This is a genomic window from Tahibacter sp. (assembly GCF_032229445.1).
Lineage (GTDB): Bacteria > Pseudomonadota > Gammaproteobacteria > Xanthomonadales > Rhodanobacteraceae > Tahibacter.
Window position 1 is genome coordinate 77,209 of sequence record NZ_JAVTWC010000008.1, and the last position, 25,224, is coordinate 102,432.

A 25,224-nucleotide genomic window follows, 5' to 3' on the forward strand; every position below is an offset into this window, starting at 1 on the left:
CGCATCGGGCAGACTGAGATCCAATCGGTCTGATCCAATGGGCGTGCGAATTCCGCATAATCGGCACGCACGGTAGCAACGGGACGAGAGCGATGGCGCAGCAAGTCGAGACGTTCGAATTCCCAGCCGGGCTGGAATGGGTCAATACCAGTCAGGTACCGCAGATGGATCAGCTGCGCGGACGGGTCACGCTGCTGTATTTCTGGACCTATGACTGCACCCATTGCCTGAACCTGCTGGCCGATCTGGCCTGGCTCGAGAATCGCCATCATGACGGCCTCTGCATGATCGGCGTGCACACGCCGCGCTATGCTGCGCAACGCAACGGCGCGGCGGTGCTCAAGGCGGTCAACCGCCACCAGCTGCGCCATCCGGTCGCGAGCGACCCGGGTTTTGTGTTGTGGCAACGGCTCGGCGTACAGGCCTGGCCCAGCGTCGTGCTGCTCGATACGCAGGCACGGCCTGTCTCTATCTTCACTGGCGAGGGACGGCGCCAGGAACTGGACCGGCGCATCACCGACCTGCTCGATGCCGCGATCGCGAACGATACCCGCGTCTATGACAGCTGGCCCGCGGTTGGCCGGCCGGAGCCGCGCCTGCCGCTGGCCTTCCCGTCGCGCGTGATCGCAACGGAAAGCCATTTGTACATTTCTGATACCGCCCACCACCGGGTGCTCGAAACCACACTCGACGGCACCGTGCAGCGCCAGTTCGGTGCGGGCAACGCCGGCTATTGGGACGGGCGGCTGGCCGATTGCGGACTGTCTTCGCCGCAGGGACTGGCCCTGGGCAAGGACTGTCTCTACATCGCCGATACCGGCAATCATGCGATTCGCCGCGTGCGCCTGCTCGCCGGCGACGTGGATACCGTGGCCGGTACCGGCAGGGTCGGGCGCGAGCGCCCGCAGCTGCATCCGGAGCCGACGAGCGTGAGCCTTTGCGCGCCCGTGGATGTCGTCGCCCACAACGAGCATCTGTATTTCACGCTGGCCGGCCAGCACCAGGTCTGGGATCTGGACCTGACCCGGCGCACGCTGGACGTCCTGGCCGGCTCCGGACGCTTCGGCGTGGACGACGGCGCCGGCAACTATGCGAGCTTCGCCCAGCCGGCCGGCATCGCGGCGCTGGGTTCGGCGCTGATCGTTGCCGACGCAGGCGGCGGCGCGATCCGCGCGATCCGGCTCGCCGATCGCCAGGTCACCACGGTGGTCGGCAAGGGACCGTGGGAGTTCGGCGACGCGGCCGGCAATCGCGACAGCGTGCGCCTGCAGCACCCGCTCGGCGTCGCGGTCGACCCGCGTGGCCTGGTCTTCGTCGCCGACAGCTACAACAGCAAGCTCAAGGCCATCAACCTCAAGAGCGGCGAAACGCGCAGCTTCAACCTGCCGTACCGCTTTGACGAACCCGAAGGCGTGAGCGTCAGCCACGGCGCCCTGTGGGTCGCCAACACCAATGCGCACGAGATCGTGCGTGTGGATCTGTCCAACGGCAGCTGCCAGCGCATCGCGGTCGGCGAATGACCGATGCGGCGGTGTTGCGCCAGGACTTGAATAAGCGCGATCCGGGCCAATAAGCCCTGCTTTGCGCGATCATCCGGACGCAATGGAATCCAGCCCCGCCACCGCACCCTTCGACGGCAAGGCCTTCGTCCGCCACCTGAGCAGCTCGCCCGGCGTCTATCGCATGATCGACGCGCGCGGTGAACTGCTGTACGTGGGCAAGGCGCGCGACCTGAAAAAGCGCGTCGGCAGCTATTTCCTCAAGCCGCGGCTGGAGCCGCGCATCATGGCGATGATCGCGCAGATCGCGCGGGTCGAGACCACGCTGACGCGCACGGAAGGCGAGGCGCTGATCCTCGAGGCGCAGCTGATCAAGTCGCTCAAGCCGCGCTACAACATCCTGCTGCGCGACGACAAAAGCTATCCGTATATTTTTATCTCGGCCGGCCCGGACGCGCAGCGCATGAGTTTTCATCGCGGCGCCAAGAATGCGAAGGGGCGCTATTTCGGCCCGTACCCGAGCGGCTATGCGGTGCGCGAGAGCCTGAGCCTGATGCAGAAGCTGTTCCTCGTGCGCCAGTGCGAGGACAGCTATTTCAAGAATCGCTCGCGCCCCTGCCTGCAATACCAGATCAAGCGCTGCAGCGCGCCCTGCGTCGGGCTGATCGACGAGACCGACTACGCCGCGAGCGTGCGCCATGCGGCGCTGTTCCTCGAAGGCAAGAGCAACCAGGTCATCGACGAGACCGTCGCGCGCATGGAAGGCGCGAGCCGCGCGCTCGAATTCGAAAAAGCCGCCGCGCTGCGCGATCAGGTCGCAACGCTCAAGCAACTGCAGGCCCGCCACTACGTGCACGGCGCCAGCGCCGACATGGACGTGCTTGGCTGCCGCATCGACAACGGCCTGGCCTGTGTGTCCGTGCTGTTCTTCCGCAACGGCGTGAGCCTGGGTTCGCGTGATTTCTTCCCGCGCCTGCCGCTGGATGCGAGCGAGGCCGACGTGCTCGCGGCGTTCATCGCGCAGTACTACCTCGAACGGCCGCTGCCGGAGGAGATCATCGTCGGCCAGGTTGCCGAGGAATTCGACGTGCTGGCCGAAGCGTTGGGAGTTCAGGCCGGGCGCAAGGTCGAGATCAAGTCGAGCGTGCGCGCCGAGCGCGCGCGTTTCCTCGAACTTGCGCAGAAGAACGCCGCCGCCGCCCTGGCCTCGCGCCTGGCAAGCCGCCAGACCGTGCGCGACCGCTTCGAATCGCTGCGCGAGCTGCTGGAACTCGACGAGCTACCGACACGCATCGAATGCTTCGACATCAGCCATACCATGGGCGAGGCCACCGTGGCCTCGTGCGTGGTGTTCGGCCACGAAGGCGCGGAGAAATCCCACTATCGCCGCTTCAATATCGCCGGCATCACGCCGGGCGACGACTATGCCGCGATGCACCAGGCGCTGGAGCGGCGCTACAAGCGCCTTTCGGCAGGCGAGGGCGTCATGCCCGACATCCTGCTGATCGACGGCGGCAAGGGCCAGGTGGCGCAGGCGCTGGACGTGCTCAACGAACTCGGCATCACCTCGGTGCTCGTCGTAGGCGTGGCCAAGGGACCGGAACGCCGCGCCGGGCACGAAACCCTGATCCTCGGCGCGAGCGGCCGCAGCGTCTGGCCGGGGCCGGATTCGCCGGCCTCGCATCTGGTCCAGTCGATTCGCGACGAGGCCCATCGCTTCGCCATCACCGGTCATCGCCAGCGCCGCGAGAAGGCGCGCGAGAAATCCAGCCTCGAGGAAATCCAGGGTGTCGGCGCACGCCGGCGCTCGGCGCTGCTCAAGCAGTTCGGCGGTCTTTCCGGTATCGCCGCCGCGGGCGTGGAGGAACTCATGCAGGTCAAGGGGGTCAGCAGGGATCTGGCCGAGCGCATCTACGCGCGATTTCATGGTTGAGTCACGCGCGGCCATGTCACACTCGTCGCGGCAGCGCCGGTCAGGGCAAGCTCATAACCGATCGCGTCGCGACGGCGTGGATGTCCGGCAGCCGACGACGGTCGTCCTCTCGTCCGGCTGTCGTGAAACGCCGGGTCGCCGCCGTGATCCGGACGGGGCCGGCAACCTGAGGTCGCTCCCGTTGTTTCAGCGATTGCGTAGCTACAAGGATGCCTGGTGCGACCGATACGTCTGACTCTGCCGACGATGCTCACGCTGTTCCGCATCGTGCTGCTGCCTGTGATGGTGATCGTGTTCTATCTGCCGTTCCGCGGCGCGAATCTCGCGGCGGCCGGTATCTTCATCGCCGCCGCACTGACCGACTGGCTCGACGGCTGGATTGCGCGGCGTTACGGCATGACATCGGCGTTCGGCGCGTTCCTCGATCCGGTTGCCGACAAGCTCATGGTCGCCGTGACCCTGTTCCTGCTCGTGCAGCAGAACCCCACACCGATGCTCGCGGTGACCAGCGCGGTGATCGTCGGCCGCGAGATCAGCATTTCCGCGCTGCGCGAATGGATGGCCGAGATCGGCCAGCGCGCGCGCGTCGGTGTCGCGAACCTCGGCAAGATCAAGACCATCGTGCAGATGGTCGCCCTCGTGGTGCTGCTGCATCAGCACGATGTCCCCGAGCTGCGTCTCTACCGCATCGGCGAATACCTGCTCGTTGCGGCCGCTACGCTGACGATCTGGTCGGCTCTGGTCTACGTACGTGCCGCGTGGCCCGTGCTGCGCGACCGCGAGGAGTAGCGCGCCGGAAGGCGCAAGAAAGTCCTCGTCGAGTGTTGACATCGACCCGCCAATCCCTAAAATGCGCGGTCTCCGGTGCGGGAATAGCTCAGTTGGTAGAGCACGACCTTGCCAAGGTCGGGGTCGCGAGTTCGAGTCTCGTTTCCCGCTCCATGATTTCCTCAAAACCTCGGCCAACCGAGGTTTTGTTTTTTTCGGAACGGCGCTCATTTGCTCCGTTGCAGCAACACAAGATGGCCTGGTGGCAGAGTGGTCATGCAGCGGCCTGCAAAGCCGTGTACGCCGGTTCGATTCCGACCCAGGCCTCCATCTTGTGGACAACTCAATGCGGGAATAGCTCAGTTGGTAGAGCACGACCTTGCCAAGGTCGGGGTCGCGAGTTCGAGTCTCGTTTCCCGCTCCAGTTCGAAGAAACCCCGCGCCGCGGGTTTTTTTTTTGTGCGCGTCGCGGCCCTGATCTTTTCGGCTGCCGCAGAATCGCGCATGCTTCCGGACGCGCGCCCCGATGGCGAAATCGGTAGACGCAACGGACTTAAAATCCGTCGACCGCAAGGTCATGCCGGTTCGAGTCCGGCTCGGGGCACCAATCCATATTGCCGTTGGCCGCAGGCGTGCGACGCCGCCCAGTGCCCCGTTGCGTCCGGCACCCTTGTTGCCTTGTTGGGTTTTTCTTCGCGTTGCGCCGTGTGTGGCCGGGCACGTCGCCGCACTGTATGCCTTGCCGGTTGAGAGTTTCCGCGCCGACGAGGCAGAGCGGGAAGAGTCGTCGCGCGTCTGCGACGCACCCTCCGACCCGCCGTCGTGGCCAAGGAGCTGTCGTGGCATTGCGCGTATTTCTGTCTTATTCCCACAAGGACGAGGAGCTTTTCGAAAAGCTCAAGGCTCACCTGGAGATCGTGGAGCGCAACGGTCATGCCGAGTTCTGGGACGACAGCCGCCTGACCGCCGGTACGTGTCTAGAGCCCGCGATTTACTCGAGGCTCGATGACGCGCACGTCATCCTGCTGCTCATCAGCGCGGATTTCCTCCATTCGGAATTCTGCTATTCCAAGGAAATGGAGCGCGCGCTGGCGCGCCAGCGTGCCGGAACGGCGCGGGTGATTCCGGTGATCCTGCGCGATTGCCAATGGAAAATAGATGGGCGCTTGGCCGCCCTGACGGCACTTCCTCACGACGCGCTCCCGTTTACGAAGTGGCCCAATATCGACAGCGCCTGCGACAACGTCGTCAAAGGTCTTTTCCGCGTCCTCGATGAGATGGCGGCGAATCGCGCGGCACCGAGGGAGGTGCCGGCGAAGCCTGCGCTCGCAATTCGTGCCGTGAGAAAAGAGCTGCCGGCGAAGCCTGCGCTTGCAATTCGCGCCGCCAAAGGAAAGGCGTCGGCGAAACCCGCACTCGCAATCGCAGCGTCCGGGCGCACGGGCCAGACAGTCGATCGTGTACGTTTCCTGCGTGATGCGCATGACTTGCTCGCATGCCACTTCGAGCGCGAACTCGCCGCGTTGCGAACCGCGCACGCCGCGCTGACGACTGAGTTCACGCGCGTCGACGGCAGCACCTTTGTCTGCCGCGCAGAGCCGGCAGGACGGCGCGCGACTGAATGCGCAATCAGTCTCGTCCCGGATCGCGGCTGGATCACGTTCTCGGACGTCGCGGCATCGCGCGGAAATCTCTACATCGAATGCCTCGGCGCTGCGGTCGACGAGCGCGGCGTGTTCCTGCGCTGCCTGGGATTGGGCTACGGCGCCGATCCGTCGCGACGGCTGACGCCGGACGATGCTGCGACGTTGCTGTGGAATCGCTTCGTCGCGCCCTTGCGGGCATAGCGCAGCGCGCCGACGCGTGCCGACGATGCAGCGGCAGTCGGATTCGGGACGGGCAGAACGCTGCATCGGCGTGTGAGAGAACGGCCGCGGGCAGGACAGTGAGCGTTGGACGCCAGGAGCGATGTCAGCGCGCCGCCGCTGATTCCGCACCAGGCATCGCTTCTCCACTGACGATGAATTCCGATGAGCGACGAGCTGCCTGATCCACCACCGCTGCCCGTTTCTGCAGGGCTGGGGCCGATGCCGGCCGCAGAATCGCCGCGCGTCATGCCGGAGTGCCTTGCGCCAACCGCGAACGCCGGCGATGGGCAGCGCGAACCGGAAGCCGTGCAGCCGGGTTCGCCAGTGCCGTCGACGGACATGCCTAAACTCGATGATGACGCGGAACGTGCCCGCGGCGGCGCGCCCGATGACGACGCCGATCCGCTGCTGCCGTCCGGCGAAAAGCAACCCGGCGGCGTTGCGGCGTTCGCCCACGACGCCGCGGAGCGCGGCACCACGGTGCTGTTGTGCGACCGCAGCACGGCGCTCAGCGACGACTGGCAGGACTATCTGATCGAAGCCATCCCGTTGCCCGGCGAGATCGCCGCCGAAGATGCCGGCAGCTTCGAGGGCTGCCTCGCCTTGCTGCAGCAACGCCGCCTGCTGCTGATCTGCCATGCGCCGACGACGTCGGCGGAGGCACGCGCAACGGCGGCACTGCGCAAGGCTGTGTCGGAACTGCTGCGGCGCGAACCGCGCTGCTCGTCGCTGTCCAGCAAGTACGACCGGCCGTTCGCGCCGCAGAACCTCGCCCACACGCCGACGTGGCGTGCCGACCGTCGGCGTTCCGTCATCTACTTGTTCCGCAGCGGCAGCGCCGACAGCGTCGGCTTCTTCAATCGGCAGGTAGAACCGGTGCGCCATCTGTGCCGCACGCTCCGCGACAATGACAGTTATTTGCTGCTGACCGTCGCCGTTGCCGACATGGCCAGCCTTTGCGAGGAAACCTTGCTGTCGCGGGAGATCGCGCTGTGGCGCCTGCGCGATGCGCCGGCGGCACCGACGGAGGCGCCGGTCGTGCTCAACGACAGTTTCGACGCCACGCTCGTGGCCTGCGCCGCGCTGTTCCCGGGACTGGGCTTCCGCGAGTTCGGCGCGCTGGTCGAGAGCCTGGTCACCGCACCTGAACCGCGGGCCGACGCGACGCCGGAGACGCGCACGCGCGCGGAGCGCTGGCAGGCTGGCGAACGCGATGCGGTGCGCGCGGAATTGCACGTCGTGCTGCGCGCGCCCCACACGCTCGACGATGTGGCGACCGCGGACGCGACTGCCGAACCGGGCATGTATCTCGACACGCGCAGTCGCCGCGTCGACATGCCCGGCTGGTTGTACGAGCGGCATGCCTCGGTGTTGGACCGCATGGCCGAAGTCCTGGCCGAGCCGTACTTCGCTGGCACCCCGACAGCGCGTTTCGGCGCTGCCTACCGTCGCCTGCTGCTGGAGCTGGACAAGGTCGGCGTGCGCCGCCTCGACACGATGTGGATCGTGCGACAGCTTGAGGCGGCGCTGGCGCGCAACCGCATGGAGCACGCCGTCCTTCGCGTCGCCGATCTGCTGGATGACGTCGTAACGGCCGGCGCCCACCGGCAGTTCGCAACGGACTGCGCGACCGACGTTGCCGCGCTGCTCGCCACGACCGAGGCGCGGCTCGTCAGGGCGCTGCGGGCGGACGATCTGCTGGACCAGCTCGGCAGTCAGCGCCGCGCGCCGTATGCGCCATTGTTCTGGAGCCGGGTAAACGGACTGCCGCGCGGCAACGTGTGTCTCGCGAGCATCGTGCAGAACCAGGGCAGTGTGCTCGACCTGCTGCTGGGCCGGTCGTTCCTGGACCCGGCGGCCGCAGTGACGGCGCTGGCAAGGCATATGGAAGAATGTGGATCTGTGCACATTGAATGGCTTACGGAGTGGGGGCTGCGGCGGCCCTCGCAGGTGCCGTTTCCGTTCGCGCGCCACGTACTACGCGATACGCTGGCGCGCTTCCTGGTGGCGTCGCCGGCGCGTTGGCTCGACTATGCGGCAGCAGCGGTGGCGCAGGGCAATCCTGCCGGCAGCAGCGCCGAGGCGGCAGCCAGCGCGCGCCGGCTCGCCCGCGATTTCGTCTCGGCCGTGGCGGAGAACTGCGAAAAGCTTCAGTCCGGCGCGTCGCCTTCCGCCGTCTATCGTTCCCTGTTCGGCGACGCCCGGATGCGCCAGCGCTTTGCCGACACCCTGGCCGGTCTGTTCGCCGTCACGAGTCCAGCGGAAGGTGCGGGTGTGCGCGAGCCGGCAAGCGTCGACCTGCCGGCCGCGATGTCGATCTACTGTTCAATCGTGCAGAGCCTGCTGCGCCACCATACCGACGCGGCCGAGCAGTTGCCGGACGCGATCGCCACGCTGTCGCGTCCCTGGGTGCGGACGCTGCGCCGGGACCAGCAGATCAGGATCGCGTCGGTCGTGGGCGACCAGTTGCGGAAGCTGCAGCAGGCGTGCACCGACTGCGTCGGCGACATGCCGTCGCTGCGCGCGGCCAACGATGCCGTGAGGGCGCTGCAGATGCTCGTGCGTAGCTGGCAATCCCCCGTCCGTCCCACCGCTTCCGGTGGATCGGCTTCCGATCAACCCGTCCTGCGGAGACTGCCATCGTGAACGAACACGATCTCGACAAATTCCTGTATCTCATCAATGCGGCCACGTTCTCGGCCAAGGTCAGCGGCGAGGGGCATCGCTTCGTGCTGCGGGACGGCAAGGTCGAACCGTTCCGGCCGCGCCAGTTCGGCTGGCTGCGCGGTGACCTCTCCGGACGCCACGTTTTCGTGAGCGAACCCGGCGTGCCTATGCGCGTGAGCAACTGGACGATGCACTGGTCCGAAGGAGCCAGCGCGATCGAGCTTGATTTCGACATCAATTTCGAGATCGAGTGCTACGGTGCGCACGCCGCGGGGCGACTGGCCGTGGCCCTGCTTTCCGGCGTGGAGACGGCGGGCACGGCGCTGCACCGGATGATCGCGCGGCACTTGAACCGGCAGCTGAAAGTGCTGCTGCAGCAGTGCGAAAAGCGCGGCGAGAGCCTGCACGACTGCTTCCTGCCGACGGCCGCCGGCATGAGCCAGCGGCGCGAGCTCGACGCCGAAGTCGGCGCGGCGGTCAGTGCCGAACTGGGCGTGCCGTTCCGCGTCGGCTTCCAGATGCGCGATCCGGCGCCGCGGCAGATCGAAGTTCGGTGCACGAACGCGTTCACGCTGCTGGACCGCAACGGCAGCAGCGAGGTCGTCACGACCGCCCTGCTTCAGTTCGACAATATCCAGGCGCACAAGCGCAGCGGCCTGCATGACGAGGCGTCGATTCGCGCTGCGCTCGAGCGGCAGGTCGCCGAAGCGGTGAAGGAATTGCTTTTTGGCAAGCGCTACTACGCCGTCGCGCGCGCCTTCGCCGCGGACGACAACGCAATCCGCGCCGACATGGCGCAGCGCCTCGAAGCATTCGCGAAGTCAATCGGCTACCGCATCCGGCTGTTCAGCACGCTGATCGACATATCGGCGCTGAAGCTGTTCCACGGACTCGTCGTCGAGGTGCCGGCCGGCGACACCTACCAGCTTCGTTCGCGCGGCGTGGTCGAGCTGTCGGTCAGCGTGCAGGTCGAGGCGGGCAGTGACGACGAGGCGATGCGGCGCCTCGTCGACGCGAACGTGACCGATCCGGCCGAACCCATCGCCGGGTTGGTCCGCCGCTGCTGCCGCGAGACGCTGGCGCAGTTCGACTACACGGCGGCCAGCGTCAAGTTCGACGTGGAAGTGCGTCCGGCGCTGGAGGCGCGGATCGTGGAAGAGCTTGCGGGCTTCGGCCTGCGCGCCACGATACTGCGCCTGCGCTCCGAGCCGACCGAGGATGTGATGCGCTTCATGGAGCTTTGCCGGCTGCCCGCGATCGACTTCACGGTCGCGGCCTCGCCTCAGGCTGACGGAGGCCACGGCGACACGATCGAGGTCGACGGCATCATCGACATCATGGACATCGCGCCCGACGAGATGGCGTGGTTACGGTTCCAGTCCGGCAATTTCGGCTATCGGCGCGACTCGCCGCGCACGCTCGATGACATGCGCGTGCAGGCGCGGCGCCGCGGCATCAGCGATGTCGATGCGAAACCCAGGCGCGCGCTGGCCGTGGCCATCGAGGTTGCCGAGATCCGCGAGCGGGTCATGGCGACGCTGCGCAACGGCATCGCGATGCAGCGGGACTTCGCGCGCGTCTGGGCTTCCGCGGAGAACGCCGCGAGCATCGAGCGCTGGGCGAACGAACTCGTCGCCAGTGCCATCGCCGACGAGTTCGGCCTGCGCGTGCAGCTGCGCGGCTTCGGCCGCCGCGACACGCTCGCCGCTTCCGCGGCGCAGGCCATCCGCATCGCTCGACTGCGCAACGACAAGGAAGCCGCCGAGCTGATCGCACAGCAGGAAAAGCGGCACGACGTGCAGGACCATGAACTCATGCACCAGCAGCGTGTGGCGCGGCAGCAGAAGCTGGCGGAGGTGGAAGCCGCCGCGCTGGGCAATACGCTGGATATCGATCACGCGACGCAGCGCGACCGGGCCGAGCGCGAGATCGTTGCGATGAGCGAGCATCTGCGTCAGCGCGAGGATCAGTGGCACCAGCCCGCCACGTCCTCGTCGCCGCCGTCGTGGCGGCCGCCGCCGATTCCCGGTACGCAGGCCGGTGCGATGCTGACGGGCACCGGTTCTCCGGCGTCAGCGTTGGAACAGGCGCGCCCTGCCGCGCAGGACGACTCCGCTGCCAGGGCACTGCCGACATCGCCGCAGTAGCGGCGCTGCTGGTGCGGTCGGGCCTGCATTGCGCGCGCCGTTTCATCTGCGCCCGCAATGCAGCGACAGGCAGCAGGTCGGCGAGCACTGCCGTCGTCGGAAGCGCGTAGCGAAAACTCGTGTCAGTCGTGCGGATGCGGAGCGGGGCTGACCGTGCCACGCGCGTGTGACGGCACCGGACCGGCTGCCGCTCAGACAGTGGTCGGATTCCGCGCCGACGATTCCACCCGCGGGATCGTGCGCATCAGTTCCTCGACCCAGCGATCCATCTCCGGCGCGCGGCCGTCCATCAGTTCGAGGAGATGGCGCTTCATCACGCGAACCGCTTTGGACTGCTGCGCGTAGCCTTGCCCGTCCAGGCGTGCGGCGACGGCGTCCACGGCGTCGAGTATCGCGCCCGACTTGAGGCGCCGGAGCTGTTCCATTTCGTGCAGGTAGCGCTCGCGTGCGCGGCTCAGATCGCCGCTCGTCGTCGCGAGCCGCCTTCGATAGGCGGCATAGGCTCCGTCGTCGTCGCGGCTGGCCGTCATCAGTTCCTCGACAACCTGCAGCTTCAGACGCAGATCGGCGATGTCCTTGGCGATGCGGGACGCGGACAGGGCGAGCGCCTCGGCTGCGATCGCGTCGGACGCGCTTACCTGGGGCGGCACGATTGCGATGCGGTGCGTCGGCGTGCCCTTGGCCTGCGGCAGCACCAGCGTGAAATGACGCGGTCCTTTCTGATGGCTGGGATCGGGCAGCAGGGTCACCGATACGCGCTGGGTGCGCTCGCCGGCCGCGAAATGCAGGAAACCGCGAGCGGCCGCGTAGTCGACGCCCTCCTGCGCCGAGGCGTCGCGCGTCTCGAATGGCACATCGATCGCTTCGTCAATGTAGGCGTCGCGGCGCAACTCGATGTCGAGCAGGGCCTCCGTGCCCGACGTCGTGGTTTCCGGCAGTACGAAGCGGATGGTCGCAGGTGCCGGTCGGTGCCGCTCCAGCAGCAGGGGTGCCGTGACCGTACCGATGCCGGTGAGCAGGGCAGCGAGCAGGACCGATCCGAGCATAGGCGCGCGTAGGTCGCGATCCTCGCCGCGCCGAAGTGGCGCACCGCAACCGCCGCGCGTGCCCAAACGGCAGAAGCCATCATGGCGGGCATGTTCTGCCGTCGTGAAAATGCGGTCGCTGCGCGCTACTGCACAGTCCCGGCGATTGATGCACCAGTACTGCGCGCGTCGGAAGGCTGCCATGGGTTCAGCTCAGTCCTGGAGTAGTGCGAAGAGCTCGCGGTGCAGGCGGGCGTTGTGCGCGCTTGCGCTCTCGACCTCGGCGCGGCGGCCGTCGATATCGTCGTCGACAGCCGCGGCGCGTGCCGTGGCGGCGAGCCAGTCGCCGTTTTCGGCGAGCAGCGACTGAAGGCGGCGTTTTTCGCCCTCGCCGAGTCGCCGCTGCTGCAGCAGGTTGCGAAGCTGCGCATCGAGCGCGCGGTTCTCGGCGCCGAGCCGGTCGAGTTCATCCTTCAGCCGTTGCGCTTCCACGTCGAGCGCGGTGTATTGGCCACGCAGGTGTTCGCGGCGCCGGTCCTCTTGCGCGACATGGGCCTCGGCGCGGCCGTTGCGTCGTTCGAGCTCCTGACTCCGGTCTCGCGCCTTGGTTTCGCTCCAGCCGAACAGCCCGCCCTGTTGCGGGTCGCCGGTCGTCGCGCATCCGCCCGCGAGCAGCACCAGGCCGCAGAGCCATCCTGGCGAACGGCGCGGCATCAGTAGGCCCGCCGTTCGTCGATCTGCTGGAGTTGCAGCCGGGCCAGTTCCAGCTGCCGCGTCTGCGTTCCGAGTTCGCGCAAGCTGGCGGCGACCAGGCGCATGCCCTCCGAAGGCTCGGCCTGCGCCTTGTTCTTCTGTGCCTTGTCCTGGGCCTGCACGGCGGCAATGAGCTGGTTCTGCCGCTCGACTTCGTTTTTCATCTGCGCGAGCTGCTGTTCAATTGTTTCGACGAGGGCGGCGCTGCGTTGCTGATTCGCGCTAGCTGCTTTCTGCCGTGATACTGCGGAGAGCCTGGCGCCAACCAGTTCGCGCACTGAGCGGTCGAGTTCGGCGATGTCGTGTTCGAGCTGCTCGTTCTGCGTCCGTGTGGATTCGGCCAGTGCCATCGTCCGCTGTGCCGACTGGCGCAGTTGTTCCTCGCGCTGGGCGTAGGCGGCTTTCTTTTCCGCAATGCGATTGCCTGCAACTGCGCCGAAGATGCCACCGATGACGGCGCCTATCGCGGTACCGCGATCGTTGCCGGTGATCGCGCGTCCCAGCGCCGCGCCCGCCACCACGCCCGCGGCGGTACCTTCGCTGCGTGTGCGCTGCTGGTCGGTTGCGCACGCGCCGAGCAGCAGCGCGAACAGAGAAAACATGACGAATCGGAAAGTCGTGAGGCGCTTCGGCGACATGGCGGGTCCAGTCCGGGGTAGCACGGACGACGCTCGTCCGCGTGATACCCCTCACTGCCGCGCCGGAACTCGTCCTCTCACCGCTGCGCGCACGTTCGAAGCCGTCGGCGCGACCAGTAAAGCGCGTCAGTCCCCGCCACCGCCGCCACAACCGCCACAGCCACTACTGCCGCTGTCCGAAGAACAGCCACTGTCGGACGAGCTGTCGCTCGATCCGCTGCTGCCGGAACTCGGGGATCGGAAATCGTGGAAGCTCGCATACGCGGTGCCGGCCAGCACGGCAGTGCCGGCCAGGGCGACGGCGAGACCGATATCGGCATCGCGCGGTGCGCGGCGCGCATGGGCGTGGCGCGTGTTCATTTCGCGCAGCACCCTGTCGCCGGCGCGGCTGCGCTCGGGACGGTTGAACAGCAGCAGCAGCGCAGCGGCCGCCGCGATCAGCGTGAGAAAGATCAGGAATCCGACGGGCCGGTCGCGCGCCAGACCGACGATGATCTTGGCGACACCGAGCACGGTTAGCAGCGCAAACGGCAGGGCGCAACTGAAACCGAGCATCCAGCGCCGCGAATCGTCGATCAGCAGCTTGCGCGCGAGCAGCGCGTTGCGGATGCGTTCGAGGCGGCCGTCGACACGGCGCACGACGCGGTTCAGCGACGGCTCGGCCGCGGCGGCACGCGCGATCTCGTCGAGCGGATAGTCGCGTACCTGCTGTGGGTGTGCGATTTCGAGGCGTTTCTTCGTGCGATCCCATTGGGCTTGACCGCCGGCGAGCAGGCTGGCCACGCCCGCATCGACGACGCGTTGAGTGCCGCCGGCGAGGTAGGCCGTCGACCAGGTGTCCAGCGCGGCGCCGCGCGCTTCTCCGCCGACCTCGGTCAACTGCCGCCGCAGCAGCACGGTGATGCCGATGCAGGCGAGGAACAGCGCGAGGTAAAGGCCCAGAAAGGTCGGGCCATCGAAATTCAGCGGGTTCAGCGGCAGCGCCTGCAGCAGCGGCGCCATGCTCAGCAGCACGGCGGCGGCGGCGAGCCGGCGCCAGTCCGGCCGCGGCCACACGGGACGCGGAAGCAGCCAGCTGCGGGCGAGGTCGATGCGACGGAAGCGCGCTGGGCTGGCGGTCTGCACCTGCGCGCTGGGCCAGAACGCTTTGGGCGGCGGACCGAACCAGCGCTGATAGCTCGCCAGGGTCTCGGCGTACTGGCTGTAGTGGCGACGATCCTGTTCCAGACCGCCGCGCGTGGGTTCGTGATGCAGATCGGTCCCCAGCACGTCGGGGCAGTAGCGCCGCCAGTAGTCCCGGCTGTAGGTCAGGTGCTGGTGCCAGACTTCGTCGACCGCATCGCTGGGCGAGACGGGGTGCCCAGCAACCGCGGCAAGAAAGCAGAAACGCTTGTACTCGCGGATTGCGCCGTCCGCATGCGCCTGGCTCCAGCCATGGTCGCGCGCGAGCTTGCGGGCGAAGCTCAGCGTGCTGTCCGCGGTGCCGAAATCGTGCGCGTCCAGCCGCTGCCAGAGTTCGCGCTGCTGTGCCGACCAGACTGCTTGTGTGCCTGTCATGACTGTCTCCACTGCAGGGGCTGGGCCACATTACCCGCAGCCGATGACAAGCGGAACGATCAGGCAGCGCCCAAGCGAACGCAAGGGGTGCAGCTAGACGAGGCCCTGCATGGCTTTCGCAAGATAATTCGTAGGCTTCAAGCTGAACCTATTGGCAGGGAACAAAAATACGAGTATCTTCGCCGCACTGTGTTTGCCTGGGTCACGGTAAATTGTGGCCTGATGCAGTTGACCGCTCGCGGTCTTCTTCATCGATTCGCCCTGCTTGCTCCCTGCAACCTCAGTCTCGATCCGGATGCCGGATCGTGATTTTCTCAAATTGTTTCATGGAGTTAAGATATGTCGAATCGTCAGACTGGCACCGTCAAGTGGTTCAATGACGCCAAGGGTTTTGGTTTCATCACCCCGGAAAGCGGCGCTGACCTGTTCGTGCACTTCCGCGCGATCCAGGGCACCGGCTTCAAGACCCTTCAGGAAGGCCAGCGCGTGACTTTTGTCGCCGTGCAGGGCCAGAAGGGCATGCAGGCCGACCAGGTTCAGGTTGTCTGAACTAGCGGGCCCTAGCTTTTAAGAAAACCCCAGGCGGAAACGCCTGGGGTTTTTTGTTTTCTGCGATCCGTCGCCACTCCGGCACTGATGGGGCGTGCGCGCCAGCATCTTCCCGCCGGCCGCCGTTTCCGGATAGCCTCGACCAGGCTCCGGGGGAGGTCGGATCATGTGGCGCGGCGCGTACAAGAATCTCTATGTGCAAGTGTTGATCGCTGTCGCGATCGGCATCACCCTCGGTCACTACGACCCGCAGCTTGGCGAGCGCATGAAACCGTTCGGCGACGGGTTCATCAGTCTGGTCAAGATGGTCATTGGTCCGGTCATCTTCGTGACCATCGTCGTCGGCATGGCGCGCATGGGCGATCTGCGCCATTCCGGACGCATCGGCCTGAAGGCGCTGATCTATTTCGAAGTGATGACGACGCTGGCGCTGGTCATCGGACTCGTCGTCGCCAACGTGCTGCAGCCGGGCGCGGGTATGGAAATACAGCCCGGCGACCTCGATCCGAAGAAAACCGATACCTATCTGCAGGCGGCCAAGGAGCAGACGCTATCGGCATTCCTGCTCGGCGTCATTCCCAAGAGTCTCGTGTCGGCCTTCGTCGACAACAACTTGCTGCAGGTGCTGCTCGTGGCCGTGCTGTTCGGCGTCGCCATGACGCACAGCGGCGCGGCCGGCCGACGCGTGCTCGATCTGCTCGAGGAGTTGTCCGAGGTGCTGTTCAAGATCGTCGCTCTGGTCATGCGCGCCGCGCCGATCGGTGCATTCGGCGCGATGGCGTTCGCGATCGGCAAGTTCGGCCTGGGCATGCTGGCGTCGCTGGGCTGGCTGCTGTTCTGCGTCTATGCGACCTGCATCTTTTTCGTGTTCGGCGTGCTCGGCCTCGTCGCGCGCCTGTCGGGATTTTCACTGTGGCGCTTTCTCGTCTTCATCCGGCGCGAGATCGTGCTCGTCGCGGGTACGTCGTCGTCGGAGTCGGCGCTGCCGCGCATGCTGATGCGGCTGGAGCAGGCCGGCTGCGACCGTTCGGTCGTGGGTCTGGTGCTGCCGACGGGTTATTCGTTCAATCTCGACGGCACCTGCATCTATCTCACGATGGCGTCGATCTTCATCGCCCAGGCCGTCGGCGCGCAATTGACCTTGCACGACGAACTCGTGCTGCTCGGCGTGCTGCTGCTGACATCCAAGGGCGCGGCCGGCATCACCGGCGCGGGTCTGACCACGCTGATCGCGACGCTCGGCGCGCTGGCCGGAAAGGTGCCGGTCGAGGGCGTGGCGCTGGTCATCGGTGTCGACCGCTTCATGTCCGAGGCGCGTGCGATCACCAATGTGATCGGCAATGGCGTCGCGACCATGGTGGTTGCGCGCTGGGAAGGTCTGCGCGACGACGCGAAGATGCACGCGGCCTTTGCCGCTGGCCCCAGCGACGAAACCGCCGAGGCCGAGCCGGCGCAATCCTGAGGCCGACGTGCGACTTGAATCGACGGAACGCGGCCCTCATGCTTCGCGGCACGTCCGGCATGCTGTCGGCGTCCCGCCCGTATCGGGCCCCATTCCGAGAAACTACATGCAGATTGCCGAGCGCTGTGTCGCCGCGTTTCACTACACATTGACCAATGAGCAGGGCGAGATCATCGACTCGTCCGCAGGCCGCGAACCGCTGGCCTATCTGCACGGCGCCGGCAATATCGTGCTGGGACTGGAACGCGAGATGACCGGCAAGAGCGCCGGCGACACGTTCAACGTAGTCGTCGCGCCCGAGGAAGGTTATGGCCTGCACCATGAGGGCCTGATCCAGCACGTGCCGCGCGAAGCGTTCCAGGGCGTGGACGTGATCGAGCCGGGCATGCAGTTCCACGCCAACGGCCCGAACGGCCCGATGACCGTGACGGTTGCCGCCGTCAACGAAGCGACCGTCTCCGTCGACGGCAATCATCCGCTGGCCGGCCAGACGCTGCATTTCGCGATCGAGGTCATCGAGGTGCGCGAAGCCAGTGCCGAGGAAGTCATGCATGGCCATGTGCATGGCGCCGGTGGCCACCAGCATTGATGTCGCGCGCGACCCGCGGCGATACCGTTTCGATGCCAGACCCAGCACGAGGTGAAGCATGACTACCGCGTACGATTTTTCCGCGACGACCCTGGATGGGGACGAGCAGCCGCTGAAGGACTACAAGGGCAAGGCGCTGCTGATCGTCAACGTCGCGTCCAAGTGCGGCTTCACGCCGCAGTACACGGGTCTGGAGGCGCTGTATCGCAAGCACAAGGATGAAGGCCTGGTCGTACTGGGCTTTCCCTGCGATCAGTTCGGCCATCAGGAGCCCGGCGATGCCGACGAGATCCGCAACTTCTGCTCGACGACCTACGACGTCAGCTTCCCGATGTTCGCCAAGGTCGACGTCAACGGCGACAAGGCGCATCCCTTGTATAAATGGCTGAAAAGTGAAAAAGCTGGATTTCTCGGCACCGAAGGCGTCAAGTGGAACTTCACCAAGTTCCTCGTCAACCGCGAAGGCGAAGTGGTCAAGCGCTACGCACCGACCGACACGCCGGAAAAGATCGACAAGGATCTTGGCGGCGTGCTCGGCTAGCGCCAGCATCACGCATTGGGGCGGCCGGCCGGCCGCCTTGTTTTGGCGCCGGGCTACGCGCCTTCGAAAGTGTCTGCGAATATCAGGTCCGGTGCCGTGATCGCGATCGGTCCGTTCATGCCGACATGGTTTTCGCAGTTGTAGTGCAGGGTGTTCGGCGCGTCGCCGGGTACGAAGAAGGTGATGTCGATCGTGCCGGTCGCGCCGTTGTTGGTGACGCCGTTGTTGTAGAGGAAGTTGGGACCGGGTGCATTGATCGTGTTGATGTTGAACGGATGGGTCGCGCCGACGTTGTTGAGATGGAACACGTAGGTGCCGCCGCGCTGCAGGGTCAGCGACGGATTGGTCTGGCCATCGATGGTCCACGCGGCAGAACCGGCCGCGCTGACCTGGAAGGTCTGCGTGACGGTGCCGCGTCCGGCGGCCTCGGCGGTGAAGGGCGCGCTCGCGATCGCGGCGAGAACGAACAGGGAACGCAGTACGGGCATCGGCTTGTCCTCGGTATGAAGGACGATTGTGCAAAAAGCCGTAGGCCGCGGGAATAGCGATGCGCTAAAGACCATGCCGGCGCGTGTTTGCTATTCCGCCGCTCACCGCACACGGCCGTCGAGCCAGCATGGCGAGCCGCGGCCCGTCGACGCGCGGCGGTCCGCCGTCGTTCGATGCGCCAACACGTTTCCTTCTGCCTGTTTGCGCGACACTGTGCGCTGATGACGTGATCGGGTAGTCGATTGGTCCGATTTATTTTCCTCGCGTGGGCTCCTGCCCGGCTGCTTGGCGCCGGATTGATCGGTGCCGGCTTGCTGGCCGCGCCGGCCCGCGCACAGAACGATCCTGCGACGCCGCTGCAGGGGATCATTGTCTTGTCGACCAGCCTGCGGTCAGTCGATCATTTCGAGGCACCGGCCTCGATCAGTGTCGTCTCGCTGGACGACGAAGTACCGGCGAGCGTGTCGGCTGCCCTGGCCGGCGTGCCGGGATTGCTCGCGCGTGAACGGCAGAACCCGGCGCAGGACACGCAGTTGTCGATCCGCGGCTTCGGTGCCCGTTCGACTTTCGGTGTGCGGGGACTGCGCCTCTATGCCGACGGCATCCCCGCGACCATGCCCGACGGACAGGGCCAGATCTCGCATTTCAACCTGCTCGCGGGCGATCGCATCGAGGTGCTGCGTGGGCCGTTCTCGGCGCTGTACGGCAACTCTTCGGGCGGCGTTGTCCAGATCGTCAGCGCCGATGGCGAAGGTCCGCTGCAACTGCGCGCGCAGGCGAGTGCCGGCCGCTACGGCAGCACCGCGTCTGGTGTCAGTGCACGCGGTGGTAACGAGCGCATTGGCTACAGCGTGGCCGCCTCGGTGACCGACAGCGATGGCTATCGCGACCATAGCGCGTCGCGGCGCGAATCGTTCAACGCGAAGCTGCGCATCGCGATGGGTAGTGACGGCACGCTGTCGCTGGTCGCGAATCGTTTCCATGCGCCTGATGCGCAGGATCCGCTCGGCCTGACGCGTGCCGAAGCGCTGGCCGACCCGCGCCAGGCGACGACCGTCGCGCACCAGTTCGACACGCGCAAGTCGGCGACCCAGAACCAGCTCGGCGCGATCCTTGAGCAGCCATTCGGCGGTGGCCACACGCTGCGCGCGATGGCCTACGCGGGTGAGCGCTCGATCGAACAGTTCCTCGCGCTGCCGGTCGCGGTGCAGGCCAATCCGCTGAACTCCGGTGGGGTCGTCGATCTGCACAGCAACTACGGCGGCGGCGACCTGCGCTGGTCGTGGCGTGGCGAACTCGCGGCGCGCGCGTTCGAAGTCAGCGCGGGCCTCGGCGCGGACATGCAGCGTCAGCAGCGCCGCGGTTTCGAGAACTTCGTTGCCGGCACGCTCGGCGTACGCGGCGCGCTGCGGCGTGACGAACGCAATACCGCACGCAACTCCGACGTCTACGCGCAGGCATTCTGGGAATTCGCGCCGCGCTGGTCGCTGCTCGCGGGCGCGCGGCGCAGCGAGATCCGCTACGTGTCGGACGACCGCTATGTCGTAGCGGGCAATCCGGACGACAGCGGTTCGGCCGACTACGCGCAGACCACGCCGGTCGCCGGCCTGATGTTCGCGCCGCGCGAGGACTGGCGCGTCTACCTGTCGGCGGGTCGCGGCTTCGAGACACCGACGTTCAATGAGCTGGGCTATCGTGCCGACGGCGCTGCGGGACTGGCGCTCGACCTGCGTCCGGCGCGCAGCCGCAATGTGGAAGTGGGTGCAAAGTGGCGCAATGAGCGCGGCGTGGCGCTGGAAGCCGCGTTGTTCCGTGCCGATACGGACGACGAACTCGCGGTCGCGCGCAATGTCGGGGGGCGTAGCAGCTTCCGCAACGTCGGCCGCGCGCGGCGCGAAGGCGTAGAAGTGGCCGGCATTCTGCCGCTTGGCGCTGCCTGGCAGATCGACCTGGCGTATACGCATCTGCGCGCGGCGTTCCGCGACACGTTTCCGATCTGCGTTGCCGCCGGCTGCACCTCGCCGAACACGCCCGTACCGGCCGGCACGCGCATTCCCGGCGTGCCGCGCGACCAATTCGCGAGCCGACTGCAATGGCGTCGTGGCGACTGGAGCGCCGGCGCCCAGGCGGTGGCGGTCGGCGCGGTCACGGTCAACGACAGCGGCAGCCAGCACGCACCGGGCTACGGATTGCTGAACCTCGATCTCGGTCGTCACTGGGCAGTCGGCAAAAGCCGCCTGCACAGCTTCGCTCGTGTAGACAACGCGTTCGACCGCCGCTACGTCGGTTCGGTCATCGTCAACGAGGGCAACAGCCGCTTCTATGAACCGGGGCCGGATCGCACCTGGTCGATCGGCCTGCGCTGGGATCACGGGGAATAGCGAAGCGAGGGCCGCCGCAATCGCAGATGCGGCAACCGTCGTCCTTGCACCGGACCCAAGGCCGATTTCGGAAGCCGGCCTGGTCTACGGTTCGAAGTCGTGCGCGAAGATGCCGTCCGGGTCGATCACCGTGATCGTGCCGTTCATCGCGCCGTGGTTGCCGCAGTTGTAGTGCAGGCTGTTCGGCGCGGCGACCGGCACGACGAAGGTGATGTCGGTGTCGCCGGTCGCTCCGTTGTTGCTGACACCAACGTTGTAGCGCGCACCGTTGCCGGTCGTGTTCGTGGTGTTGATGTTGAATGGATGTACGGCGTTCACGCCGGTGAGGTCGAATACGTACGTGCGACCGCGCTCCAGCGTCAGCGGCGGGTTGGAACTGCCGTCGATGGTCCAGGCGGAAAAGCTGCCGGCGCTGACGGCGAACGTGGTCGTGCCCTGGGGTGCGGCGGCCGCGGCCAGCGGCAGCAGGGCGATGGCCAGGGCGAAGGGACGGGCGAGCAGGCGCAATGCGTTCATTGGATTGTCCTCGGGGCGGCGGTAAGGGCGGCAGCGGCTCGTGTGCCGCTGCATACGTTGGATAGGCGCTGCAACCGGCAATGGCGAACGTCGTCATCGGCTTGACGCCGCGTCAAGCGGGCAGGGCGAAGGCCGGACATACGGCCGGTTCCGGCACGCGCCGGCAATGACGACAATGCGGTGGGTCGCGAACGGCAAGGGGTGGTGGGAGATGGGCGGGAAAGGCGCACGAGGCGCGTGGACAGGCAATCGGCCCGGGCATGTTTGACTTTCCGCCTGCCTTGCGTAGCGTGCGCGATCCCGAGAGCCGCGTGGATGCGCCCATGTCCGAAGATTTCGCCGGTCTGCTGACGGTCTTCATGCGTCGCATCCGCGCCAGTGCCTCGGGTGTCGCGACCGAGATCGGCATGAGCCGGGAAGCCGTCAACAACTGGCGCCACGGCCTGTCGATGCCCAACCGCAAGCATCGCCACAAGCTGGTCGACTGCGCTCGCTACCTGCGCCTGAGCGAGCAGGAAACCGACCGGCTGCTCAACAGTGCCGGCTTCGAACCCGAGTACCCGGTCGGCAGCCAGGCGCCGGGACAGCCCTACGCGGACTACATCGGCCGCCTGTTCGAGCGGCTGCAGCGCCTGGCGCCGTATCCGATCCTGATGCTGCTCAGCCAGGCCCACTGGGGCCAGCCACCGTTCCGCGACGCGCTGCTCGCGACGGCGCGGCAGCGCTATGGCGAAGCGGCGGTGCTGCATGTGCGGCCGCCCTACAGCGTCGAGGCCGATGCACGCAGCTATTTCAGTGCGATCGGGGCGCAGTGCGGTTTTGCCGGCATTGATTCGGACTTCGCCTTCGAGTCGGCATTGGAGCGGCGCCTGGCCGCCGGCGAGCGCGTGTTCTGCCTGGTCAGCCGCTTCGAGCAAGGCGAGGCGCACCTGCGCGAATCGCTCGCCGGCATTCTGCGCGGCCTCAGCGAGATGTACAGCGGACGCCTGCATCTGCTGCTCTGCGGCGGCGAGGCGCTGGCCGAGCTGAAGTACCAGAGTGGAGACTTGTCGTTGTTGAATATTGCGAGCGTGGAGAACTGGCCCGATCCCGGCCCGGACGAACTGCGCGCGCTGGCCGGCCGGCACTTGCCGGTCGCCGAGGTCGACGGCGCGCTGCTGGCAAGGCTGGAACAGGCCTGCGGCGGCCATCCGGCCCTGATCGACGAAGCGCTGCGCTGGCATGCGGAACCCTATTCCGGAAAGCAGACCCCGTTGCTTGAGTGCCTCGCCGGCAGCATCCGGTTGTGGGAGGGCTTCGTTCCGTTGCTCGGCGACGCCGATGCGCGTGCGCGCGTCGATGCCTGGCTGGACCAGACGAGTATCGGCCGCGCCCAGCCCTACCTGATCGACCGGCTGCTGCGCCGCCTGTTCTGGGCCAACCTCGTGACTGCGCGCGCCAGCGGCGACGGCCTGCAGCTGGAATGGCGCTGTGACGCGGTGCGCCGCGCCGGCCGCCAGATCATCGCCGCGTGGAGCGATGCCGGCGCATGAGCCCGACGCGCAAGTTCTGGCTGCGCGCCGCCCTGGTGGCCGCTGTCACGCTGTTCGTCGGCACGGCGCTGATCGTGCCGCAGTGGAATTCTTCGCTGAGCGGCGTGCTGGTCAGCCCGCAGAGCCGGGCCTGGCTGGCGAACGGCTGGGTCGAACTCCAGGCGGCGCGCATGAGTGTCAACGCCTACGTCAGCGACCGCGACGAGTGGCCTACGCGGCTGGATACGCTCGAAGTGCCTGCGCTCGGGGATACCTTCGAATTGTCGCTGCAGCCAAACGAGATCGTCGGCACGGTGCTCCCGCTGCCGCAGCTGGACCGCAGCCTGCACGGCCGGCGTGTACTGTATCGCTGGGATCCGCAGACGCGCGACTGGAGTTGCCGCGCCGGTGATCCGCCGATACCGGCCGACTACCTGCCGCTGAATTGCCGCAGCGAAGAAGACTTCAGCGGCGGCACGACGCGCAGTCTCACCTCGCTGCTCGTGCTGTCGCTGCTGGTACTGCTGGTGCTGGGGGTGCTGCTGCTCTGGCGCCATCCGCTGGTCGCGCCGATCCAGCGTGACCCGGCACGGCTCAAGCGCATGCCGCTGCCGCTGCTGCGGCGCATCGACACGGCACTGGGCTGGCTGCAGCGACGCGACGTCACGCTCGCCGCGGCCGGCGTCGATCCGGCCGACTGGAACGAGGCGATCGGGTTTGCGCAGCTCGACGAAGCGCAGCGTGCGCAGCGCTTCGCCCTGCGCGTGGCGGCGCGGTGCGCGCCGAGCGGCGGCTGGAATCTTCCGGGAAATGTATATGAGTGGACGTTTTCCAGTGATATGCCGGTGTCTTTGGAACGGTGTCTCGCGTGGTTTCCCCGCGCCGACCTCGACGGCGCGCAGCTGGTGCGTCATCTGCGCCAGCAGCAGACGGGTCTGGACGTACTGCTGGTGTTCACGCCGAACGCGGCCGCGGAGACGCAACTCCGTGGGCTGTGTGCCGAGCGCGCCAATCTGTTCGTCTGCATCAGCCAGGAAATCCAGACCGCCTGGCTGCTCGAACGCGAGCCGCTTCACGTTCTGCTGCGGGCGATGGCGCAGCAGCTGCGCCTCACGCGAATCTCGCCATACCAGACCCGCGGCGGTGTCGCGCGCGCGTCGTCGTTCTTCGGCCGCGAGAGCCTGCTGGCGCGGGTGGTGCAGCGCGAACCGTCGAATTACCTGCTGATCGGCGGCCGCCAGCTCGGCAAGACCAGCCTCATGAAGGCGATCGAACGGCGCCTGCGCGCGCACCCGCATCTGGCCTGCGTCTACGTCGTGCTGCGCGATCATCGCCTGCTGCCGCGCCTGGCCGCGCAGAGTGGCCTGCCGCTGGACAGCGACCTGTCGACTGTCGTCGCCGAACTGGTGCGCCAGCAGGGTGGCAAGCGTCTGCTGCTCCTGATCGACGAGGCCGATCCGTTCTTCCGCGCCGACGCGGCGCGCGACTACGCCGAGCTGTCGGCGATGCGCGCGCTGTCCGAGGAAGGGCGCTGCCATTTCCTGCTCGCCGGTTTCTGGGACCTCTACGCCGCCGCGGCGCTGGACTACCAGTCGCCGCTGCGCAATTTCGGTGAAGTCGTCAGTGTCGGCGGGCTGGAAGCCGAGGCCTGCCGCGAACTCGCGACCGTGCCGCTGGGCGTGCTCAACCTGCGCTTCGCGGATCACGCGCTGGTCGAGCGCATCGTGCAGCAGAGCGGCAGGCGCGCGAACCTCATCGCGATCCTGTGCCAGGAGTGCCTCGAGGCGCTGGACCGGGGCGGCCGCGCGATCGAGTCCGGCGACGTCGAGCGCGCCCTGAACTCCCAGGCCGTGCTCGACGCGCTCGCGGGCTGGGGCCGGCTCAGTCATGACGAGCGCGCCTCGCGGCTGGACCGCATCGTGGTGTACCGCGTCGCGGCGCAGGCCGGCACCAGCCTCGCGGACATGGTCGAACTGCTGCGGCCCTGGGCCAATATCGAGGTCGAGATGCTGCGGCGTTCCTTCGCGCGCCTGCAGCTGGCCTATGTGCTGGACAAGCACGGCGAGCGCTTTTTCTTTGCCGTGCCGCTGTTCGCGCGCCAGTTCGAGGCGGCGGAAATTCCGGTGCTGCTGGCCGAGGAATTGCGCCAGCTGACCTGATTTTCCGCACCCTCCGTCCGGGGCGTGCGCCCGTGCCGTCATAAACGGTAAAAAACGGCCAGAAACAAGGGCTTCCGACGCGGTTGCGACGCCGTTCTGTGGTATCCTCGCGCGTTATTTTTCGGCGTCCGCCCGGCCCAGGGCGGACTGCAGGTCGTCTAGCGTCAGAACC

General features: G+C 66.9%; 19 protein-coding genes and 4 tRNA genes. 17 read left to right on the plus strand and 6 right to left on the minus strand.

Features of this window, described 5'->3' with window-relative positions; genetic code table 11:
* Positions 1–92: 92 nt before the first annotated feature.
* The 10 genes from RUU78_RS02475 (at position 93) to RUU78_RS02520 (ending at position 10,882) form a co-directional block, all read left to right on the plus strand.
* Positions 93–1,520 (plus strand): thioredoxin-like domain-containing protein, encoded by a 1,428-nt coding sequence (locus tag RUU78_RS02475; protein WP_313913318.1) that lies wholly within the window; start codon positions 93–95, stop codon positions 1,518–1,520.
* 82 nt (positions 1,521–1,602) lie between these two features.
* Entirely contained in the window at positions 1,603–3,432 is a 1,830-nt protein-coding gene (gene uvrC, locus RUU78_RS02480; RefSeq protein WP_313913320.1) for an excinuclease ABC subunit UvrC, read from the plus strand.
* A gap of 225 nt (positions 3,433–3,657) precedes the next feature.
* Positions 3,658–4,221, plus strand: coding sequence for a CDP-diacylglycerol--glycerol-3-phosphate 3-phosphatidyltransferase (gene pgsA, locus RUU78_RS02485; RefSeq protein WP_313913376.1), 564 nt, complete (start codon positions 3,658–3,660; stop codon positions 4,219–4,221).
* A gap of 77 nt (positions 4,222–4,298) precedes the next feature.
* A tRNA-Gly gene (locus RUU78_RS02490) sits at positions 4,299–4,374 on the plus strand.
* Positions 4,375–4,456: 82 nt separating this feature from the next.
* Positions 4,457–4,530: transfer RNA gene (locus RUU78_RS02495), tRNA-Cys, on the plus strand.
* A gap of 18 nt (positions 4,531–4,548) precedes the next feature.
* A tRNA-Gly gene (locus RUU78_RS02500) sits at positions 4,549–4,624 on the plus strand.
* Between the two features lie 96 nt (positions 4,625–4,720).
* A tRNA-Leu gene (locus RUU78_RS02505) sits at positions 4,721–4,807 on the plus strand.
* Between the two features lie 13 nt (positions 4,808–4,820).
* Positions 4,821–6,047, plus strand: a complete 1,227-nt coding sequence (locus RUU78_RS02510) for a TIR domain-containing protein (RefSeq protein WP_313913322.1) — start codon at positions 4,821–4,823, stop codon at positions 6,045–6,047.
* 183 nt (positions 6,048–6,230) lie between these two features.
* The gene (locus tag RUU78_RS02515) at positions 6,231–8,714 is read left to right on the plus strand and encodes a hypothetical protein (protein ID WP_313913324.1); all 2,484 of its coding nucleotides are present in this window, start codon (positions 6,231–6,233) and stop codon (positions 8,712–8,714) included.
* A complete protein-coding gene (locus RUU78_RS02520) occupies positions 8,711–10,882 on the plus strand; it encodes a hypothetical protein (protein WP_313913326.1) in 2,172 nt (723 codons plus the stop codon). The genes RUU78_RS02515 and RUU78_RS02520 overlap by 4 nt, the downstream gene beginning before the upstream one ends.
* 191 nt (positions 10,883–11,073) lie before the next feature.
* On the opposite strand, the gene RUU78_RS02525 is transcribed toward RUU78_RS02520, so the two are convergent.
* The 4 genes from RUU78_RS02525 to RUU78_RS02540 all read right to left on the minus strand — a co-directional run bounded on the left by RUU78_RS02525 (position 11,074) and on the right by RUU78_RS02540 (position 14,855).
* A complete protein-coding gene (locus RUU78_RS02525) occupies positions 11,074–11,928 on the minus strand; it encodes a Calx-beta domain-containing protein (protein ID WP_313913328.1) in 855 nt (284 codons plus the stop codon).
* A gap of 192 nt (positions 11,929–12,120) precedes the next feature.
* Positions 12,121–12,621, minus strand: a complete 501-nt coding sequence (locus RUU78_RS02530) for a hypothetical protein (RefSeq protein WP_313913329.1) — start codon at positions 12,619–12,621, stop codon at positions 12,121–12,123.
* On the minus strand, positions 12,621–13,262 hold the full coding sequence (locus RUU78_RS02535) for a glycine zipper domain-containing protein (RefSeq protein WP_313913331.1): 642 nt from the start codon (positions 13,260–13,262) through the stop codon (positions 12,621–12,623). The genes RUU78_RS02530 and RUU78_RS02535 overlap by 1 nt, the downstream gene beginning before the upstream one ends.
* A gap of 162 nt (positions 13,263–13,424) precedes the next feature.
* The gene (locus RUU78_RS02540; protein ID WP_313913333.1) at positions 13,425–14,855 is read right to left on the minus strand and encodes a TIGR04222 domain-containing membrane protein; all 1,431 of its coding nucleotides are present in this window, start codon (positions 14,853–14,855) and stop codon (positions 13,425–13,427) included.
* 339 nt (positions 14,856–15,194) lie between these two features.
* Between RUU78_RS02540 and RUU78_RS02545 the strand changes: the two genes are divergently transcribed.
* From RUU78_RS02545 to RUU78_RS02560, 4 genes are all read left to right on the plus strand, one after another.
* Positions 15,195–15,404 carry a cold-shock protein gene (locus RUU78_RS02545; RefSeq protein ID WP_133818751.1) on the plus strand — a complete coding sequence of 70 codons (210 nt, stop codon included), beginning with the start codon at positions 15,195–15,197 and terminating at the stop codon, positions 15,402–15,404.
* Between the two features lie 166 nt (positions 15,405–15,570).
* Positions 15,571–16,866 carry a C4-dicarboxylate transporter DctA gene (gene dctA / locus RUU78_RS02550; RefSeq protein ID WP_313913339.1) on the plus strand — a complete coding sequence of 432 codons (1,296 nt, stop codon included), beginning with the start codon at positions 15,571–15,573 and terminating at the stop codon, positions 16,864–16,866.
* A 106-nt stretch (positions 16,867–16,972) separates the two neighbouring features.
* Positions 16,973–17,455 (plus strand): peptidylprolyl isomerase, encoded by a 483-nt coding sequence (locus RUU78_RS02555; RefSeq protein ID WP_313913340.1) that lies wholly within the window; start codon positions 16,973–16,975, stop codon positions 17,453–17,455.
* Between the two features lie 58 nt (positions 17,456–17,513).
* Positions 17,514–17,996, plus strand: a complete 483-nt coding sequence (locus RUU78_RS02560; RefSeq protein ID WP_313913342.1) for a glutathione peroxidase — start codon at positions 17,514–17,516, stop codon at positions 17,994–17,996.
* A gap of 53 nt (positions 17,997–18,049) precedes the next feature.
* Here RUU78_RS02560 and RUU78_RS02565 read toward each other — a convergent pair whose 3' ends face one another.
* Positions 18,050–18,484, minus strand: coding sequence for a hypothetical protein (locus RUU78_RS02565; RefSeq protein WP_313913344.1), 435 nt, complete (start codon positions 18,482–18,484; stop codon positions 18,050–18,052).
* A gap of 243 nt (positions 18,485–18,727) precedes the next feature.
* On the opposite strand from RUU78_RS02565, the gene RUU78_RS02570 reads away from it, so the two are divergent.
* Positions 18,728–20,866, plus strand: coding sequence for a TonB-dependent receptor (locus RUU78_RS02570; protein WP_313913346.1), 2,139 nt, complete (start codon positions 18,728–18,730; stop codon positions 20,864–20,866).
* A gap of 84 nt (positions 20,867–20,950) precedes the next feature.
* On the opposite strand, the gene RUU78_RS02575 is transcribed toward RUU78_RS02570, so the two are convergent.
* Entirely contained in the window at positions 20,951–21,382 is a 432-nt protein-coding gene (locus RUU78_RS02575; RefSeq protein WP_313913347.1) for a hypothetical protein, read from the minus strand.
* 323 nt (positions 21,383–21,705) lie between these two features.
* Here RUU78_RS02575 and RUU78_RS02580 point away from each other — a divergent pair, with 323 nt between their 5' ends.
* Both RUU78_RS02580 and RUU78_RS02585 read left to right on the plus strand, forming a co-directional pair.
* The gene (locus RUU78_RS02580; protein ID WP_313913349.1) at positions 21,706–22,914 is read left to right on the plus strand and encodes a hypothetical protein; all 1,209 of its coding nucleotides are present in this window, start codon (positions 21,706–21,708) and stop codon (positions 22,912–22,914) included.
* Positions 22,911–25,052, plus strand: a complete 2,142-nt coding sequence (locus RUU78_RS02585; protein WP_313913351.1) for a hypothetical protein — start codon at positions 22,911–22,913, stop codon at positions 25,050–25,052. Before RUU78_RS02580 ends, RUU78_RS02585 begins: the two co-directional genes overlap by 4 nt.
* Positions 25,053–25,224: the final 172 nt, after the last annotated feature.

Coding starts and splice junctions, on each gene's coding strand:
- RUU78_RS02530 (WP_313913329.1), bottom strand. CDS start 12,621: ATGCCGCGCCGTTCGCCAGGATGGCTCTGCGGCCTGGTGCTGCTCGCG.
- uvrC (WP_313913320.1), top strand. CDS start 1,603: ATGGAATCCAGCCCCGCCACCGCACCCTTCGACGGCAAGGCCTTCGTC.
- RUU78_RS02575 (WP_313913347.1), bottom strand. CDS start 21,382: ATGAACGCATTGCGCCTGCTCGCCCGTCCCTTCGCCCTGGCCATCGCC.
- RUU78_RS02580 (WP_313913349.1), top strand. CDS start 21,706: ATGTCCGAAGATTTCGCCGGTCTGCTGACGGTCTTCATGCGTCGCATC.
- RUU78_RS02540 (WP_313913333.1), bottom strand. CDS start 14,855: ATGACAGGCACACAAGCAGTCTGGTCGGCACAGCAGCGCGAACTCTGG.
- RUU78_RS02565 (WP_313913344.1), bottom strand. CDS start 18,484: ATGCCCGTACTGCGTTCCCTGTTCGTTCTCGCCGCGATCGCGAGCGCG.
- RUU78_RS02555 (WP_313913340.1), top strand. CDS start 16,973: ATGCAGATTGCCGAGCGCTGTGTCGCCGCGTTTCACTACACATTGACC.
- RUU78_RS02535 (WP_313913331.1), bottom strand. CDS start 13,262: ATGTTTTCTCTGTTCGCGCTGCTGCTCGGCGCGTGCGCAACCGACCAG.
- dctA (WP_313913339.1), top strand. CDS start 15,571: ATGTGGCGCGGCGCGTACAAGAATCTCTATGTGCAAGTGTTGATCGCT.
- RUU78_RS02585 (WP_313913351.1), top strand. CDS start 22,911: ATGAGCCCGACGCGCAAGTTCTGGCTGCGCGCCGCCCTGGTGGCCGCT.
- RUU78_RS02560 (WP_313913342.1), top strand. CDS start 17,514: ATGACTACCGCGTACGATTTTTCCGCGACGACCCTGGATGGGGACGAG.
- RUU78_RS02545 (WP_133818751.1), top strand. CDS start 15,195: ATGTCGAATCGTCAGACTGGCACCGTCAAGTGGTTCAATGACGCCAAG.
- RUU78_RS02515 (WP_313913324.1), top strand. CDS start 6,231: ATGAGCGACGAGCTGCCTGATCCACCACCGCTGCCCGTTTCTGCAGGG.
- RUU78_RS02525 (WP_313913328.1), bottom strand. CDS start 11,928: ATGCTCGGATCGGTCCTGCTCGCTGCCCTGCTCACCGGCATCGGTACG.
- RUU78_RS02475 (WP_313913318.1), top strand. CDS start 93: ATGGCGCAGCAAGTCGAGACGTTCGAATTCCCAGCCGGGCTGGAATGG.